Genomic DNA, 15,393 nt, shown 5'->3' with positions numbered 1-15,393 from the left:
TCCCCCGGCAGCGTTGCCGCCCGCTCCAGTGCCGTGCGCAGACGGCCTTCGCTCTTCGCGAGGAGCCGGGCGGCCGTCGGGCCGTCCACGTCGGCCAGGATCGTCAGGATCGCGTTCTTGACCTCGCCGTCCGTCGCCGCCAGGGCGCGCTCGATCTCCTCGTCCGGCGCGCCCGTCGCCAGCGCCACGATGCGGCGCGAGCGGGCGCGCAGCTTGTCGTTGGAGGCGCGGACGTCGACCATCAGGTTCCCGTAGGTCTTGCCCAGGCGGATCATCGTGATCGTCGAGAGCATGTTGAGGACCAGCTTCTGCGCCGTCCCCGCCTTCAGCCGCGTCGAGCCCGTGATCAGCTCGGGGCCCACCACGACCTCGATCCCGTGCTCGGCGGCGGCGGCCAGGGCGCTGCCCGCGTTGCAGGACAGGCCGATGGTGAGCGCGCCGAGCGAGCGGGCGTGCGCCACCGCGCCGACCGCGTACGGGGTGCGGCCCGAGGCCGAGATGCCGACCACCGTGTCACGGGCGGTCAGCTCCAGCGCGTCGAGGTCGCGTGCCGCCAGCTCGGCGGAGTCCTCCGCGCCCTCGACCGAGGTCACCATGGCGCCGGGGCCGCCCGCGATCAGGCCCACCACCTGGGCGGGGTCCGTGTTGAACGTCGGCGGGCACTCGGAGGCGTCCAGGACGCCGAGCCGCCCGGCGGTGCCCGCGCCCGCGTAGACGAGCCGGCCGCCGCGGGCCATGCGCGCGGCGAGGGCGTCGATCGCGGCGGCGATCTCGGGCAGTCGCGCGGCGACCGCGCCCGCCACGCTCGCGTCCTCGCCGTTCATGAGGGTGGCGATCTCCAGCGTCGGCAGCCGGTCGATCTCGGCCAGCTCGGGACGGAACGCCTCGGTGGTCAGGGTCTCCAACTGGGCGCGCAGATCACGGGGTTCGGACGTGGGGGAGGTCATCGCGGCTGACTCTTTCCGGTGCGGCGTCACTGCTCTGGGAGAGGGCGTGGGGCTAGCGCTTGGTTCCGCCGCGCGGGCTGTGGCGGTGGGCGAGGGCCTCGTAGGAGGCGGACAGGGCGGGAGCGGCGGTCTCGTAGGTCCGCTGTGCCACGCCGATGAACAGGCAGTCCACGATGAGGAGTTGACTCGTACGGGACGACATCGCGGCCGGGCGCAGCTCGCTCTCGCGCGCCGTGGACGTGGTGAGGATGTGGTCGGCGTACTGCGTGACGGGCCCGTCGGGGCGGCCGGTGATCGCGACGGTCGTCGCACCGCGCTCGAAGGCGACGCGCAGCGGTTCGATGACGTCCCCCGTGGAGCCGGAGTGCGTGATCGCGATCGCCACGTCCTTGGCGCGCAGTTGCACGGCGTTGGTGACCGCGAGATGCGGGTCGCTGTGCGCATGGGCTATGAGCCCTATCCGCAGCAGCTTCTGCGCGAGGTCCTGGGCGACGAGCCCGGACGCCCCCACCCCGTACACATCGACGCGGCGCGCGGCGGCGAGCGCGGCCACCGCGGCCCCGAGCTGCACGGTGTCGAGCCCGGCCGCCGTGTCGGCGAGGGTCTGCTGTTCGTCGTAGGCGAGCTTGGCGACGACGTCCGCGATCGGGTCGTCCACCGCGATGTCGGCGGTGACGGACGGCGCGCGGCCGGACTGCTGCTGGGCGGCGAGGCCCGCGAGCGCGAGGCGCAGATCCCGGTAGCCGGGGTAGCCGAGGAGGCGGGCCGTGCGGACGACGGTGGCCTCGCTGGTGCCGGTCAGCTCGGCGAGCCCGGTGACGGTGAGCGCCGCGCAGCCCGCTGGGTCCCCGGCGACGGCCTCCGCGACGCGCTGCATGGACCGGGTCATGGAGGGTGCGAGGGTCCGCACCTTGGCGGCCAGCGCGGCGGGAGCGGGCGGCATACCGGAGCCCACGGGGGCGCGCGCGAAAGTTTCCTTCACATCCTGGGTCACACCATGAAAGATATTTTCGACTCGTGGCGATGGTCAAGACTGCGCACAATAGGGGCATGGAACCCATCACCCCCCAGGAACAGGCCCTGCACGCGGCTCGCGCGCTGGTGCTCGCCGATCTGGTCGCGGGGGAGGTCGCCAAGGCGGACGTCGTCTCGCTGGTCGAGGACTCCGTCGTCCAGCGGCGCTGGTGGGTGGAGCAGTGGCCCGAGGGCGCGGAGTACGTGGCGGGGCTGATCGCGCAGGACGTGCAGGACGCGCTGCTGGAGCGGTACGGCCGCTGGCCGCTGTGTCCCGTCTGCCCCTCCGGCGGCCCGCACGCCCTCGATGTCGAGCCCGAACTGGGCCCCGACCCGCACTGGGTGTGCCACAAGGCCGGGGTGCGGGTCGCGGCGGTGGGGTCCCTGGGCCGGGCGACGGGCGCGATGCCGTCCTCCTGAACCGATGCCGTCCTCCTGAACCGAGGACCAGGACCAGCGGATTCAGCGGGTCAGCGCGTACGTGTACGTCTTCTCGTCCTCGGCGACCCGGTCGAAGCCGGCGCGTGTGACCACGCCCTGCGAGGGGAGGTTCGGCCGGTCGATGACGGCCGTGAGCGTGCTGACGTCGTCGCGGGCCAGCGTCCGGTCGGCGAGAGAGCGCAGCGCCTCGGTCGCGTAGCCGTGACCGCGGGCGCCCTCCACCAGGTCGTAGCCGAGCTCGACCGTCCCGTCCGCGTCCGGGGCGCTGTGGAACCCCATGGCGCCGACCGCGAGGCCGTCCTCGGCGCGGACCAGCGCGAAGACGCCCCACTCCGGCCGGTACTGCCCCGCCTCGTACGCCTTCACCAGCATCCCGGCGGCATCGCGCGTGCCCTCGAAGGGGCCGCCGTCGAGCCAGTCGAAGCCGCCCGTGCCGCCCTGGGCCAGGTCGATGGCCCGCGCCGGGGTGAGGCCCTCCAGGGTGAGCCGCGCGCCGGGGATCACCACGTTGTTGTGCCAGCGCCAGTCGGTCACCGGGGCGCGGCCGGGCAGATCGCCGCGGCCCGTGGCCCACAGGAGCGTGCGCCAGTGGTCCGGTCCCGGCCGGACCTGCGGGAAGATCCGGGTCAGCACGCCCTCGCACAGCTCGGCGGACGGCTCGTAGGCGAGGCCGAGACCCTCGGCGATGTCGTGCGTGTGCAGCAGTACTTCGGCGATGCCCATCGCGGCGAACCCCTCGCGGTCCGCGCTGCGGAAGGGCCACGGGTGGAAGGCGCGCACCCCGCGGGGCGCGGTGTCGAGGGCGGCGGCGAACAGCGCCCCCGTCAGCTCGATCCCCTGCACCGCTTCCTCGTTGTCGGCTTCCTCGTCCAAGGTGATGTCGAAGGGCAGATACACGTCCTGCGCCCGCCCGGCCAACTGCGCGGCGTACGTGACGAGATCGCTCGTGATGTGCCCGGCCGTGAAGCGGCAGCTCCACGTCAGTCGGCCGGCCCGTACCTCTCCCCAGTCCCGGTCCGCTGCCGTACGCAACACGGCCGCGCATCCCGCGACGGCCTCCTTCACCTGTTCCCCACCCATGATTCGCATGCCGGTGAGGATAGGGCTGTCAGGCCTCGCTCCGTACCGGGTTTTCCACCGCCGCCGACGCCCCCGCCACGACCCGCGACGTCCCCCCGCGCCGCTGCAGCCGCAGAGAGAGGGCCGCCGCGCCCAGGCCGGTCACGGTGAGCGCGGCGCCCGCCCACGCGGTCGCCAGGTAGCCGAACCCGGCGTCGATGACCGCGCCGCCGAGCCAGGGGCCGCTCGTGTTGCCGAGGTTGAAGGCCGCGGTGGTGGTGGCACCGGCCAGCGTGGGGGCGGCCCCGGCCACGTTGAACATCCGGGCGTTGAGCGCCGGGGCCGTGTAGAAGGAGGAGACGCCGAGGAGGAAGGCGAGGAGGACGGCCGCGGTGGCGAACTGCCCGAGGAGGGCGAGCGCGACCAGGAAGACGGTGGAGGCGCCGGTACCGGTCAGCAGGACACCGAAGAGATGCGCGTCGGCGATCCGTCCGCCGATCGTCGTGCCGACGACCGCGCCGATGCCGAACAGGGCGAGCACGGTGGGCACCCAGCCGGAGTCGAGCCCGGCCACCTTGGTGAGCAGCGGCGCGAGGTAGCTGAACGTGCAGAAGACACCGCCCGCGGCCAGCATCACCGTGATGATGCCGAGCCAGACCTGGGGATCGCGGTAGACCGAGAGCTCGCGGCCGAGGCGCGGCTTCTCCTCCGGGAGCGGGATCGACGGGATGAGGGTGGCCACGCCGACGAGGGCGACGGCCGAGGCGGCGGCCACGGCCCAGAAGGCGGACCGCCAGCCCAGATGCTCCCCGAGGAAGGCGCCCACGGGGACACCGACCACGTTGGCTGTCGACAGACCGCCGATCATCACCGCGAGCGCGCGGGCACGGGCCCCCGACGACACCATGGCGACGGCGACGGAGGCACCGACCGCCCAGAACCCGGCGCAGGCGAGCGCGCTGACCACACGGGACGCGAACAGCACGCCGTACGACGGCGCGAGCGCGCCCGCGACCTGCCCGATCCCGAACAGCGTGATGAGCGAGATGAGCGTCGTCCGCCGCGGCAGCCGCAGCGTGGCCACGGCCAGCAGCGGAGCGCCGACGACCATGCCGATCGCGAACGCCGAGATCAGCAGCCCGGCCCGGGGGATCGAGACATGCATGTCCTCGGCGATGGGCGGAAGCAGCCCGGAGAGCATGAACTCACTGGTCCCGAGTGCGAAGACGGACAGTCCGAGGACGTAGACGGCCAGGGGCATGCGAGGGCGTGCGGTGGGTGCGGGCATGTCCGTGGGCAACGCCGCCCCGCGCCCCGGCATTCCCGTGCGTCAGACCTCCAGCCGAGCCAGCTCGCCGCGGAGGTTGCGCCGGGCCGCCTCCGCCCACGTCCGCTCTCCGTACGGGGTCCGGAACATCCGTTCCTGGCCTAGGAGTTGACGCAGCAGCGCCGCGCGCGCCGTACGGAACACCCCCTCGGGGACGAAGGCGTACTCCTCCCGCACCGCCGCCGCGTAGGTGGCGTACGTCTCGTCGGGCGCCGCCAGGATCGCCAGGTCGGCGTCGCACAGGACCGCGCCGTTGGCGTCGCCGGGCGCCGGCGCGTGGTCGGCGGTGAGCCGGACCAGCCGGGCGACCTCGGCCGTCGTGGCCTGCGGCACCCCGGCCTCGGGCAGGGCCCGCTCGGCGAGACGGGCCGAGCGCTCCTCGTTCTCCGAGCGCTCCGGCCGGTAGACCGCGTCGTGGAACCAGGCCGCGAGACGCACGGTGTCGGGGTCGTCGGCGTACGCGGCGAGCCGGTCGACATGGTCCAGGACGGCCACCAGATGGCCGACCGTGTGGTACCGGCGCTGCGGCTCCGACCAGCGACGCAGCAGGTTCTCGGCATACGGCGCGGCGTCGGGCTCAACCGCGCCCCGCCGCACGGCGAGCAGGGTCCGCGCCCAGCGGGAGCGCAACGCGTCGAGATCGGTCATCCGCGCATTCTCCCGTGAACGGACGGGGTGGGAGCCTAGCGTGGGCGCATGACGAACACAGATCTGCGAGAGGTACGGGACCCGGAACTGCCCGGCCGACTGCTGGCCGTCGAGCGTGACGCGCTGATCCCGCTGCTGCGGGCGCGTCCGGACGCGGACTTCGCGTTGCCGACCGCCGCCTGTCCGGGGTGGACCGTGCGGCATGTGCTCGCGCACTGCTCGTCCGCGCTGGCCCGGGTGGTGGAGCACCGGTTCGAGAAGGGTGTGTTCAGCCCCGAGGCGAACGACCGCGACATCGCCGAGCGCGCCACCTGGACGAACGCCCGGGTCGTCGACGAGCTGGAGCGGGGGATGACCGAGGCGGGGGCCGCGATCGCGCGGGCCGGTGGGGTGCTGGACATGGTGGCGCTGGGGGAGTGGGTGCACGCCGGGGACGTACGGGAGACGTTCGGGGAGCCGGGGGCGTACGCGGGGGACGGGCTGCCGTACGCGCTCGAGCTGCTCGTCCATCTCACCCGCGAGCGGGGGCATGTGCCGCTCCATGCGGACCTGGACGACGCCGACGAGCCGCTGCGGCTGGGCGAGGTGGACGGGCGGCGCCCACCGGCCCGGTACATCGGTGACACGCCCACCCTGATGCGGCTCTACTCGGGCCGTCCGCTCGCGGGGGCGCGGTACGAGCTGGCGGGGGTGGCGGAGCGGGAGTTGTGCCTCTTCGACTGAGGGGCCTCCTTCGACCGAGTGGCCTCCGTCGACTGAGTACCCTTCAATTGGACTAGACCTGTAGCAGCGCCAGGGGAACACGACGGAAGGGGCCCTATGAGCACGCGTGCAGTCCTGGAGGTGATCGCCCTCGACGCCGAGGACGCCGTCGCCGCGCAGGCCGGAGGTGCGGACCGCCTCGAACTGGTCGCCGACATGGCCGCCGACGGGCTCACCCCGCCCGTGCCGACGTTCACCGCGATCCGCGCCGCCGTCGACCTCCCGCTGCGCGTGATGCTCCGGCTGCGGGACGGGTTCGCCGCCGGGGACGTCGCGGTGCTCGTCCGCACCGCGTGCGAACTGCGCGCGGCCGGTGCCGACGCGTTCGTGCTCGGCTTCCTGGACGAGAGCGGCGGACCCGATCTCCCGGCCCTGGAGCGGCTCGTCACGGAGCTGGACGGCTGCCGCTGGACCTTCCACCGCGCGATCGACCATGCTGCCGACCGCGAGGCCCTGCGCAAGCAACTCGCCGATCTGCCGGGCCTGGACACCTATCTCACGGCGGGCTCGCCGGACGGCGTGGACGACGGCCTGCCCACCCTCGCCGCCGAGGCGGCCCGCGGCGGCGAACCCGGCTACACCCAGCGGCTCCTGGTCGGCGGCGGGCTGCGTCTGGACCATGTGCCCCGGCTGCGCGCGGCCGGTGTGGACGCCTTCCACATCGGCGGCGCGGCCCGCCCCCACGGCTGGCACGCACCCCTCTCCACTCAGGCGGTACGCGCGTGGCGCACCGCCGTCGACGGCTGAACCGCAGGCCCGTGAAGGCATGTCACGGACCTATATCCGCCACGTAGTTGTTGTGTGCGGGGTTGTCCCCCGACGATCACCACGCGCGCGCGGACGTGCATAGTAGGGGCGTGCCGGTCGTGCCGGTGCATGACAAGAACCAGCCACAGGGGGACCACGCTCCATGCCACTCATACGCCGCCGAGGCATCACGGCCGCCGCCGCCGTGATCGCCGCGGTCCTGGTGACCACCACCGCCTGCGACAGCAAGTCCAAGGACGAGGGCAAGGCGTCCGCCTCGTCGTCGGCGCAGACGGAACAGAACGATCCGGGCGTCGACACCGGTCAGGACAAGGGCGGGATCTCGCTCGGCGGCTACAAGCTGCCCGACGGCATCCCCACCGACCTCACCGGTCAGGCCATGCAGAAGTGGAAGGACGGCGGCTGGGAGGACTTCAGCGACTGGAAGTCCAAGGCCGAGGAGTTCGCCAACCCGTACATCAAGGACTTCTGGACGCCCGAGCGGGTCGCCGAGGCCAAGTCGAGCATCCCCGGGATCACCGAGGCGAGCAGCACCAGCACCAACTCCGGTGGTGGCAAGACGTACATGTGGGCGCCCGACGGCACGGTGAAGCGCAAGGCCGCGACGAAGGTGAAGACGACGTACCACCGCTACGCGCCGCCCGTGGGCAAGATCTTCTTCAGCACCCCGCAGGGCAACATGGTGTGCTCCGGCGCGGTCGTCACCGACCCCGCGCACCCCGGCAAGTCCAACCTGGTGTGGACGGCCGGGCACTGCGTGCACGCGGGCAAGGGCGGCGGCTGGTACCGCAACATCGCCTTCGTGCCGTCGTTCGACAACACCGGCCGCTACAACATGCAGCAGGCGAGCCAGAACATCCGCTCCACGTCGGTCTCGCCGTACGGGATCTGGTGGGCGAACTGGGCCACCACGTCGCAGAACTGGATCAAGGGCGGCGCCCACCAGGGCACCGTGGCCTCCACCTACGACTACGCCGTGCTGCACGTGAAGCCCGAGAAGGGCCACAAGTCCCTTCAGGAGACGGTGGGTTCGGCACTGCCGGTGTGGTTCAACGCGCCCGCGGCCAACAAGGTCAAGAACATGGCGGTCCGCGGCTACCCGGCCGAATCCCCCTACGACGGCTCGAAGATGTACGACTGCCGTGGCGCGACCAAGCGTTCGGTGCTCGGTTACAGCTACCCGAGCAAGTACCCGGCGATGTACATGCTGGGCTGCACACTCAACGGCGGTGCCTCCGGCGGCCCTTGGTACATGGTGCACAACGGCCGTGTCTACCTGGTGTCGGACAGCTCCCTGAGCGACCGCAGGTCCTATGTGACCGGCCCGCGACTGGGCGCCAACGCCAAGCAGGTGTACCTGGCGACCAGTAACAAGTTCAAGAAGTCCAACTGACCCTTCGGGAGTTCGGCCGCACGGCCCCCGGTGCCTCTCGGCGCCGGGGGCCGCGTCGTTCGGTCGAGTTGCCGTGTTGTTCAGTCGAGTTGGGGCGGCAGCGGTGCCGCGTGGGTGACGATCAGGCCTGAGACCGCACGAGTCAGAGACACGTACAGGCGGCGCAGGCCCGTGCGTTCGTCGGGTTCGCCGTCGACGACGGCCCGCGGCTCGTCCAGGACCACGTAGTCGTACTCCAGACCCTTGGCGAGCGACGCCGGGACCAGGGTCAGCCGGGTCTCCCGCGTGGTCTCCTCACCCGGGCCGAGATGGCCGATCCCGGCCGCGGCGAGCGCCTCGGCGAGCGCGGGGATCCGGGCGTCGGCGGCGATCAGCCCGATCGAGCCCTCCTGCTTCAGCAACTCCTCGCAGGCGGCGACGACTTCGCGGTCCGCCTCGATCGCCCGTACCTCGAAGAACCCGGGGTTCTCACGGACCGACGCGACCGGGGCGAGGCCCGGCGCGATGTGCGGCAGCAGCCGGGAGGCGTACGCGATCACGTCCGTCGGCACGCGGAAGCCCGCCGTCAGCTCCTCGACCACCGCGTCCGACTTCCCGAGATGCGTGAGCGCCTCCTGCCAACTCCGCGTCGCCCAGGGCGTGGTGCCCTGCGCGAGATCGCCCAGCACGGTCGCCGAACCGGTCGTGCAGCGGCGGCCGACGGCCCGGTACTGCATCGGCGAGAGATCCTGGGCCTCGTCCAGGACGACATGTCCGAGCGAGTGCGTGCGCTGGACGAGATCGCTCGCCTCGTCGATCAGCACGGCGTCCGCGGGCGACCACCGGGCGGACTTCACCGACCGCACCGGCTTCGCCCAGAGGATCTCCTTCTGTTCGTCCTCGTCCAGGATCCCGTCCGCGTGCTCGGCGAGGAAGTCGGTGTCGGTGAGCAGCCTGAGGACCAGCTTGGCCGGGTCGACGGGCGGCCAGATCGCCTTGACGGCCGCCTTCACGGCCGAGTTGCGGGCGACCGAGTCCTGCACCCGGTCGTCCGGCGCCTCCCCGGCCCGCTCCATCTGGACGAGCACCGCGTGCGCGATCCGCTGCGGCAGGGCCTCGCGGGCGGCACCGTAGCGGATGTCCCGGTCCTTCAACTGCCGGACGATCTCCTCCAGTTCGTACGCGGGCACCCGCCAGCGGCGGGAGCCGCGCACCACCACGACCGGCTCGGTGGGCAGCGTGACATGCGCGTGGACGGCCCTGCGCAGCACCTCGGCCATCCGGGCGTCGCCCTTGACCACGGCGGCGCTCGCGGTGTCGCTGCCGCGCACCTCGACCTGCGCGACGAGGTCGTCGACCGTCGCCTGCTTGACCTCCAGCTCACCGAGGGCGGGCAGCACCTGCTCGATGTAGTGCAGGAAGGAGGCGTTGGGTCCGATGACGAGGGTGCCGGTGCGGGCGAGCCGCTCCCGGTGCGCGTAGAGCAGATAGGCGACCCGGTGCAGACCCACGGCGGTCTTCCCCGTCCCCGGCCCGCCCTGCACACAGACGGTGCCGGACAGCCCGCTGCGGACGATCTCGTCCTGCTCGGGCTGGATGGTGGCGACGATGTCGCGCATCGGGCCGACGCGCGGACGCTCGATCTCCTGCTGGAGCAGCTTGCTGGTGGTCGCCGCCTCGGCCGGGTCCGAGAGACGCTCGTCCTCGTACGCGGTGAGGTCGCCGCCGGTGTAGCCGAAGCGGCGGCGCAGCGCGACGTCCATCGGGTCCTTCTTCGAGGCCCGGTAGAACGGCTGGGAGACGGGCGCACGCCAGTCGATCACCATCGGGTCGCCGTCCGCGTCGTGCACATGGCGCCGCCCGATGTAGAAGCTCTCGCCCTCCGCGCCCTCCGCCTGCTCGGCGCCGGGAGCGTGCAGATAGTCGAGGCGGCCGAAGAAGAGCGGGGTGTGGCTGAGGTCGGCGAGGGCCTTGATGCGGTCCTCGATCTGACGGCTGAGGACCTCGGCGTTGACCCAGTTCGCGGTGACATCGCGGATGTCGAGGTTCTCCACGTCCTCACGCATCGCGCGCAGCGCGGCCCGGGAGGCGGTGAGATGGGACTGCTCGCGGACGAGGGGGTCGGGTGAGGTCGGGACGGACGGCGTGGACACGGGAGGGTGCCTCCGGGCGGGATCGAGCGACGTCGGGAACGCGGGGGGTGGCGGGCCGGGCCGTCGCGGTGGCGGTGAGGACTCAGCCGTCCGCGGGATGGTCGGCGGTCATGCCGTCCGGTTTCCGTCCGGACGACGGCTCTCCGTGAAGGGAGGCAGGCAAGGGAGGGGATTGTAGAAGAACGCGGATGCGGCGGCCAATGAATATCCACGGCCCGCTACGTCACGCCCGTGGGCATGTCTCCGTCCATCTCCGTCCATCTCCGTCCATGGTCCGACGCCATTCGGGTCGCGGGGTTCCACCATGGGGAGCATGAGTGCAGCAACCGTTCCCGGTGGGCCCGGAGCGACCGCCCTCGGCCGGGTGCACCACCACCGCCTCGGCGACGCCCTGCACGCCGTGCAGGTCTACACGGGCGCCGCCTTCGACGTCCTGCTCTTCGGTGAGTACTACGAGGAGGCGGGACTGCGCCGCCACGGCAGCCACGGCGCCCTGCGGTACCTCAGCTCTCCCCGGCGAGCAGCTCGTCCGCGTCCATGATCCGGTAGGCGTAGCCCTGCTCCGCCAGGAAGCGCTGGCGGTGGGCGGCGAAGTCCTGGTCGATGGTGTCGCGCGCCACGACCGAGTAGAAGTGCGCCTGATGCCCGTCGGCCTTGGGCCGCAGCACGCGCCCCAGCCGCTGGGCCTCCTCCTGCCGCGACCCGAAGGTCCCCGAGACCTGGATGGCGACGGTCGCCTCCGGCAGGTCGATGGAGAAGTTCGCCACCTTGGAGACGACGAGCACACTGATCTCGCCCTCACGGAAGGCGTCGAAGAGCTTCTCGCGCTGCGCGTTGGAGGTCTCGCCCTTGATGACGGGCGCGCCGAGGTGCTCGCCCAGCTCGTCGAGCTGGTCGATGTACTGCCCGATGACGAGGATCTGCTGCCCGGCGAAGCGCCGCACCAGCGCCTCGGTCACCTTCCGCTTGGTGTCGGTGGTGGCGCAGAACCGGTACTTCTCCTCCGTCTCGGCGGTGGCGTACGCGAGCCGCTCGGAGTCGGTGAGGTTGACCCGCACCTCCACGCAGTCGGCGGGCGCGATGTAGCCCTGTGCCTCGATCTCCTTCCACGGCGCGTCGAACCGCTTCGGGCCGATCAGGGAGAACACGTCCGACTCGCGGCCGTCCTCGCGTACGAGCGTCGCCGTCAGCCCGAGTCGGCGGCGCGCCTGGAGGTCGGCGGTGAACTTGAAGACGGGCGCGGGCAGCAGATGCACCTCGTCGTAGACGATGAGGCCCCAGTCGCGGGAGTCGAACAGCTCCAGGTGCGGGTAGACGCCCTTCCGCTTGGTCGTCAGCACCTGGTAGGTGGCGATGGTGACCGGGCGGATCTCCTTCTTCGTACCGGAGTACTCGCCGATCTCGTCCTCGGTCAGCGAGGTCCGCTTGACCAGCTCGTGCTTCCACTGCCGGGCGGAGACGGTGTTGGTGACGAGGATCAGGGTGGTGGCCTTGGCCTGGGCCATGGAGCCCGCGCCGACCAGCGTCTTGCCCGCACCGCAGGGCAGGACGACGACCCCGCTGCCGCCGTGCCAGAAGTTCTCCACGGCCTGCTTCTGGTAGGCCCGCAGGGACCAGCCGTCCTCGCGCAGCTCGATGGGGTGCGCCTCGCCGTCGACGTATCCGGCCAGGTCCTCGGCGGGCCAGCCCAGCTTGAGCAGCGTCTGCTTGATCTGCCCGCGCTCGGAGGGGTGGACGGCGACGGAGTCCGGGTCGATCCGCGCCCCGACCAGCGGGGCGATCCGCTTGGACCGCAGCACCTCTTCGAGGACGGGCCGGTCGGTGGTGGTGAGCACGAGCCCGTGGGCGGGGTGCTTGGTGAGGGTCAGCCGCCCGTAGCGGTCCATGGTCTCGGCGATGTCGACGAGCAGCGCGTGCGGCACTGGGTAGCGGCTGTACTGCACGAGCGCGTCCACGACCTGCTCGGCGTCGTGCCCGGCCGCGCGCGCGTTCCACAGGCCGAGCGGGGTCACCCGGTAGGTGTGGATGTGTTCCGGCGCCCGCTCCAGCTCGGCGAACGGGGCGATGGCCCGACGGCAGTCGTCGGCCTGCTCGTGATCGACTTCGAGGAGCAGAGTCTTGTCGGACTGAACGATGAGCGGACCACTCACGCGCGGCATCCTTTCCGTGGGGCCAAACGTCCAGTGTGCCTCATTCCGGGGTGATCACCGCTGGTGTTCATGGCTGTGCACGGCCGTTCCACAGTTGGCTCATGGCTGCTCGTCGGCGGGCTCGGCCACTCCCGTGATCCGGTGCAGCGCGTACGTGCGGACCTCGTCCGCCGTGTGGTCGTAGGCCGTGACGAAGCCGCCCTCCACGCGGACGGGGGCGATGAGCCGCTGGGAGGCGGCGCCCTCGGCGTTGACGTAGCCGATCCACAGGGAGCCGCCGGTGAGGACGGCGGCCTGCACGGTGGCCAGGGTCTCGGCGGCGCTCGTACGGGGCAGTTCGCCGCCCGTGGCGGGCACCCCGCCGGACTTGCGCGGGGCCGTGGCGGCCAGATCCCCGGCGCGGATCGCGCGCAGGGCCGCCGTGAGCAGCGCGGCGTCCGGGGCCGGGGGCCCGTCCGGGACCGGCGCCGGGGCGGTGCGCGGCGGGGTGCGGTGGGTGTGCGCGCGGGCGATCAGGACATCGCCCTCGGCGGACTCCGCGGCCGGGGCGAAGCCGAGCGAGCGCAGTCCGTCCAGGAGCGAGGCCGGGTCGGTCTGGGCGGCCAGGACCGTCGGGGCCAGGCGGCGCAGCCGCAGGGAGGCCGCGCGCTTGTCGGCGAGGATCTCGTTCAGCACGGCGTCGTCGTCGCAGCGTACGTACGCCGAGGCCGCCCCGACCCGCAGATGCCCGTGCCGCCGGGCCACGTCGTCGATCAGGTAGGAGAGCGGCTGCGGGACGGGCGTGCGGGAGTGCGTGGCGAGGAACGCGTGCAGATCCGCGGCCGAGCGGCCCGCGTCCAGGGCGCGGCGTACGGAGGCGGGCGTGAAGCGGTAGACCGTCGCGCCGCCCTTCGACTCGATGTCCGCGAGCACCCCGAGCACCTCGGCCAGCGGGCGCTCCAGCGGGCCGGGGGCCACCGCGGTCAGATCCGCCTGGAGCAGCACATGGTCCAGCGGCTCGGGGAGCAGCGGCGCGAGGAGCCGCGCGGCGTGGGAGGCCGCCGCCGTCCGCTCCGCGGCGGTGAGGGGGTCGCCGTGGACGGGCCGGTGGTGCCGGTGGTGCACGGGAAGCTTGTCGCCCGGACCGGCCGGGGGCGGTGACTGGTCGGGGTGCGGGCCCAGCAGCGCGCGACCGTGCGCGGACAGCGCGCCCCGGCCCGTCACGCCCAGCGTCTCGGCCTCGGACAGCGCCCACCGCGCGAGGCGGCTGCGCAGATCGTCGCCCGTCGTCCGGTCGCCGCGCGGCGGACGCTCCCAGCTCAGCCGGGCCAGGATCGACTCGGTGGTGGGCGCGGCGCCCTCGGGGAGAGCGGCGAGCAGTTCGAGGACGCGGTGGCGGACCTCCGGCGCGGCCGAGCGGTCGAGCCCGGGGCCGAGCGCCGAGAGCGTACGGTCCTTGGCGTCCCGGCCACCGACCAGGCCCGGTGTGCGGGTCGCGGTGAGCCAGGCGGTGGCGAGCCGGGTCCAGCGCTCGGCGGGCGGCAGCTCGCGCCACTCGTCGTACGCCGGGGTTGCCGCGTACCGCTCGTCGACCTCGCTGTCCGACGCCAACAGGCCTGCCGCGTAAGCGAGTTCGACCCAGAAGGCGGCGGCGGGCTCGGGCAGGTCGAGGGCCACGGCCGTCCGTTTGAGGTCACGGACGCTCAGGCCGCCCGCGCGCAGCACCAGCGGCCCGCCCTCGTCCCAGTCCCGCAGCAGCTCCTCGATCGTCGCGAGCGCGGTGTAGGCCTGACCGGCCGCCGACGCGTCCACACCCTGGGGGCGGTGCGTCGCGGCGGTCTCCACGGCGGGCGGGAGCGGCTCGGTACGGCGGTGCGCGTGACCGGAGCGCAGATGCAGGGCCACCTCGCGGGGCAGGACGACCGTGCCGGGCGCCGTCGGCAGCAGCAGACCCCGGTCGAGGAGCCAGCGCAGATGCGGCGCCGGGCGCGGGGTGACCTGGCCGTACGGCGGCCCCCACACCAGCCGGGACAGTACGTCGAGGGACTCGGCGGGGGCCGTGGCGAGGAGCGCGGAGGTACGGGCGCGGTCGGTGAACAGGGCGGTGAGCGCGGCCACGGCGGACACCGCGTCATGCGTGGTCGGCAGCCCGGTGGCGGTCAGGATCTCCTGGACCCGGCCGGGCGACATGCCCGCGGTGGCCTCGGCGACGGTGGGGCCGAGGCCGGTGGGCGAGGGGTGCTGCGGCGAGGGGGCGAGCATCTCGCGGGCCGTGCGGACCAGCCGGAGCCGCTCGTCCGTGCCCCAGACGAGGGCCTGTTCGCGCAGGGTGCCGAGGGCGCGGGGGAGCGCCTCGGCGGTCACGGGGTCGGCCTCCGGGCCGCCGTCGCCCGCCAGCAGGCCCAGGAGTTCGTCGTACGTCGCCGGGTCCGCGGCCACCGCCAGGGCCTGGGCGGTCTGCAGGGCGAACCGGTCGAGGCGCTCCAGCGCGCGGACCACGCTCGCGCGGGTGGCGGCGCGGGCGGCGAGCTGCGCGAGGTCGGTGGGGACGGGCGTGATGAGGTCCGGGCGGGCACGCAGCAGGGCGGCGAGGGAGGCGTCGTCCCGCGCGCGCAGGGCCTCGGCCAGCGAGCGGGGGGCCGCGGGGGCCGGGTCGGCGGCCGGGGGTTCCTTGCGTGAGTGCGCCTCGGGGGTCATCCGATCAACGGTAGCGGGTGAAGCCGGGGTGACGCCGGGCTCCGCGGCGTTCGGCGGGGTCCGGGGGTACGGGGCG

13 protein-coding genes are annotated in these 15,393 nt (G+C 73.0%); 5 read left to right on the top strand and 8 right to left on the bottom strand.

The window, feature by feature from the left end:
- Nucleotides 1-947 (bottom strand): N-acetylmuramic acid 6-phosphate etherase (murQ, locus tag NGF19_RS21535; RefSeq protein ID WP_252426702.1); only part of this gene is annotated, 947 nt, incomplete at its 3' end.
- 52 nt (nucleotides 948-999) lie between these two features.
- The gene (locus tag NGF19_RS21530) at nucleotides 1,000-1,941 is read right to left on the bottom strand and encodes a MurR/RpiR family transcriptional regulator (RefSeq protein ID WP_372505711.1); all 942 of its coding nucleotides are present in this window, start codon (nucleotides 1,939-1,941) and stop codon (nucleotides 1,000-1,002) included.
- 56 nt (nucleotides 1,942-1,997) lie between these two features.
- On the opposite strand from NGF19_RS21530, the gene NGF19_RS21525 reads away from it, so the two are divergent.
- On the top strand, nucleotides 1,998-2,381 hold the full coding sequence (locus tag NGF19_RS21525; protein ID WP_252426701.1) for a DUF8819 family protein: 384 nt from the start codon (nucleotides 1,998-2,000) through the stop codon (nucleotides 2,379-2,381).
- Between the two features lie 42 nt (nucleotides 2,382-2,423).
- On the opposite strand, the gene NGF19_RS21520 is transcribed toward NGF19_RS21525, so the two are convergent.
- The 3 genes from NGF19_RS21520 to NGF19_RS21510 form a co-directional block, all read right to left on the bottom strand.
- On the bottom strand, nucleotides 2,424-3,491 hold the full coding sequence (locus tag NGF19_RS21520) for a GNAT family N-acetyltransferase (RefSeq protein WP_252426700.1): 1,068 nt from the start codon (nucleotides 3,489-3,491) through the stop codon (nucleotides 2,424-2,426).
- A 19-nt stretch (nucleotides 3,492-3,510) separates the two neighbouring features.
- Nucleotides 3,511-4,722: a Cmx/CmrA family chloramphenicol efflux MFS transporter gene (locus NGF19_RS21515; RefSeq protein WP_252426708.1), complete on the bottom strand. Its 1,212-nt coding sequence runs from the start codon at nucleotides 4,720-4,722 to the stop codon at nucleotides 3,511-3,513.
- Nucleotides 4,723-4,791: 69 nt separating this feature from the next.
- The gene (locus NGF19_RS21510) at nucleotides 4,792-5,436 is read right to left on the bottom strand and encodes an HD domain-containing protein (protein ID WP_252426699.1); all 645 of its coding nucleotides are present in this window, start codon (nucleotides 5,434-5,436) and stop codon (nucleotides 4,792-4,794) included.
- 48 nt (nucleotides 5,437-5,484) lie between these two features.
- Here NGF19_RS21510 and NGF19_RS21505 point away from each other — a divergent pair, with 48 nt between their 5' ends.
- From NGF19_RS21505 to NGF19_RS21495, 3 genes are all read left to right on the top strand, one after another.
- Nucleotides 5,485-6,159 (top strand): maleylpyruvate isomerase family mycothiol-dependent enzyme, encoded by a 675-nt coding sequence (locus NGF19_RS21505; protein ID WP_252426698.1) that lies wholly within the window; start codon nucleotides 5,485-5,487, stop codon nucleotides 6,157-6,159.
- 96 nt (nucleotides 6,160-6,255) lie between these two features.
- Nucleotides 6,256-6,945, top strand: a complete 690-nt coding sequence (locus NGF19_RS21500) for a copper homeostasis protein CutC (protein WP_252426697.1) — start codon at nucleotides 6,256-6,258, stop codon at nucleotides 6,943-6,945.
- A 163-nt stretch (nucleotides 6,946-7,108) separates the two neighbouring features.
- On the top strand, nucleotides 7,109-8,359 hold the full coding sequence (locus NGF19_RS21495) for a trypsin-like serine peptidase (protein ID WP_252426696.1): 1,251 nt from the start codon (nucleotides 7,109-7,111) through the stop codon (nucleotides 8,357-8,359).
- Between the two features lie 80 nt (nucleotides 8,360-8,439).
- Here NGF19_RS21495 and NGF19_RS21490 read toward each other — a convergent pair whose 3' ends face one another.
- Entirely contained in the window at nucleotides 8,440-10,491 is a 2,052-nt protein-coding gene (locus tag NGF19_RS21490; RefSeq protein WP_505016635.1) for a HelD family protein, read from the bottom strand.
- 313 nt (nucleotides 10,492-10,804) lie between these two features.
- On the opposite strand from NGF19_RS21490, the gene NGF19_RS21485 reads away from it, so the two are divergent.
- Nucleotides 10,805-11,032, top strand: a complete 228-nt coding sequence (locus NGF19_RS21485; RefSeq protein WP_252426695.1) for a hypothetical protein — start codon at nucleotides 10,805-10,807, stop codon at nucleotides 11,030-11,032.
- Here NGF19_RS21485 and NGF19_RS21480 read toward each other — a convergent pair.
- Together NGF19_RS21480 and NGF19_RS21475 are read right to left on the bottom strand one after the other, a co-directional pair.
- Complete coding sequence (locus NGF19_RS21480; protein WP_252426694.1) at nucleotides 10,995-12,641, bottom strand: DNA repair helicase XPB; 1,647 nt, start codon at nucleotides 12,639-12,641, stop codon at nucleotides 10,995-10,997. The two genes, NGF19_RS21485 and NGF19_RS21480, sit on opposite strands and share 38 nt — an antisense overlap.
- Before the next feature lie 99 nt (nucleotides 12,642-12,740).
- Entirely contained in the window at nucleotides 12,741-15,317 is a 2,577-nt protein-coding gene (locus NGF19_RS21475; protein ID WP_252426693.1) for a helicase-associated domain-containing protein, read from the bottom strand.
- Nucleotides 15,318-15,393 lie beyond the last annotated feature (76 nt).

It is taken from the genome of Streptomyces macrolidinus, from assembly GCF_023887685.1.
In the GTDB taxonomy this organism is placed as follows: Bacteria; Actinomycetota; Actinomycetes; order Streptomycetales; family Streptomycetaceae; genus Streptomyces; species Streptomyces macrolidinus.
Note: the sequence above shows the minus strand (reverse complement) of the source record. Positions and strands in the feature narration are given on the sequence as shown.

Bases quoted from the DNA above. Each gene is read 5' to 3' on its own strand.
- NGF19_RS21515 (WP_252426708.1), bottom strand. From the start codon at position 4,722: ATGCCCCTGGCCGTCTACGTCCTCGGACTGTCCGTCTTCGCACTCGGG.
- NGF19_RS21500 (WP_252426697.1), top strand. From the start codon at position 6,256: ATGAGCACGCGTGCAGTCCTGGAGGTGATCGCCCTCGACGCCGAGGAC.
- NGF19_RS21485 (WP_252426695.1), top strand. From the start codon at position 10,805: ATGAGTGCAGCAACCGTTCCCGGTGGGCCCGGAGCGACCGCCCTCGGC.
- NGF19_RS21510 (WP_252426699.1), bottom strand. From the start codon at position 5,436: ATGACCGATCTCGACGCGTTGCGCTCCCGCTGGGCGCGGACCCTGCTC.
- NGF19_RS21525 (WP_252426701.1), top strand. From the start codon at position 1,998: ATGGAACCCATCACCCCCCAGGAACAGGCCCTGCACGCGGCTCGCGCG.
- NGF19_RS21495 (WP_252426696.1), top strand. From the start codon at position 7,109: ATGCCACTCATACGCCGCCGAGGCATCACGGCCGCCGCCGCCGTGATC.
- NGF19_RS21505 (WP_252426698.1), top strand. From the start codon at position 5,485: ATGACGAACACAGATCTGCGAGAGGTACGGGACCCGGAACTGCCCGGC.
- NGF19_RS21520 (WP_252426700.1), bottom strand. From the start codon at position 3,491: ATGCGAATCATGGGTGGGGAACAGGTGAAGGAGGCCGTCGCGGGATGC.
- NGF19_RS21475 (WP_252426693.1), bottom strand. From the start codon at position 15,317: ATGACCCCCGAGGCGCACTCACGCAAGGAACCCCCGGCCGCCGACCCG.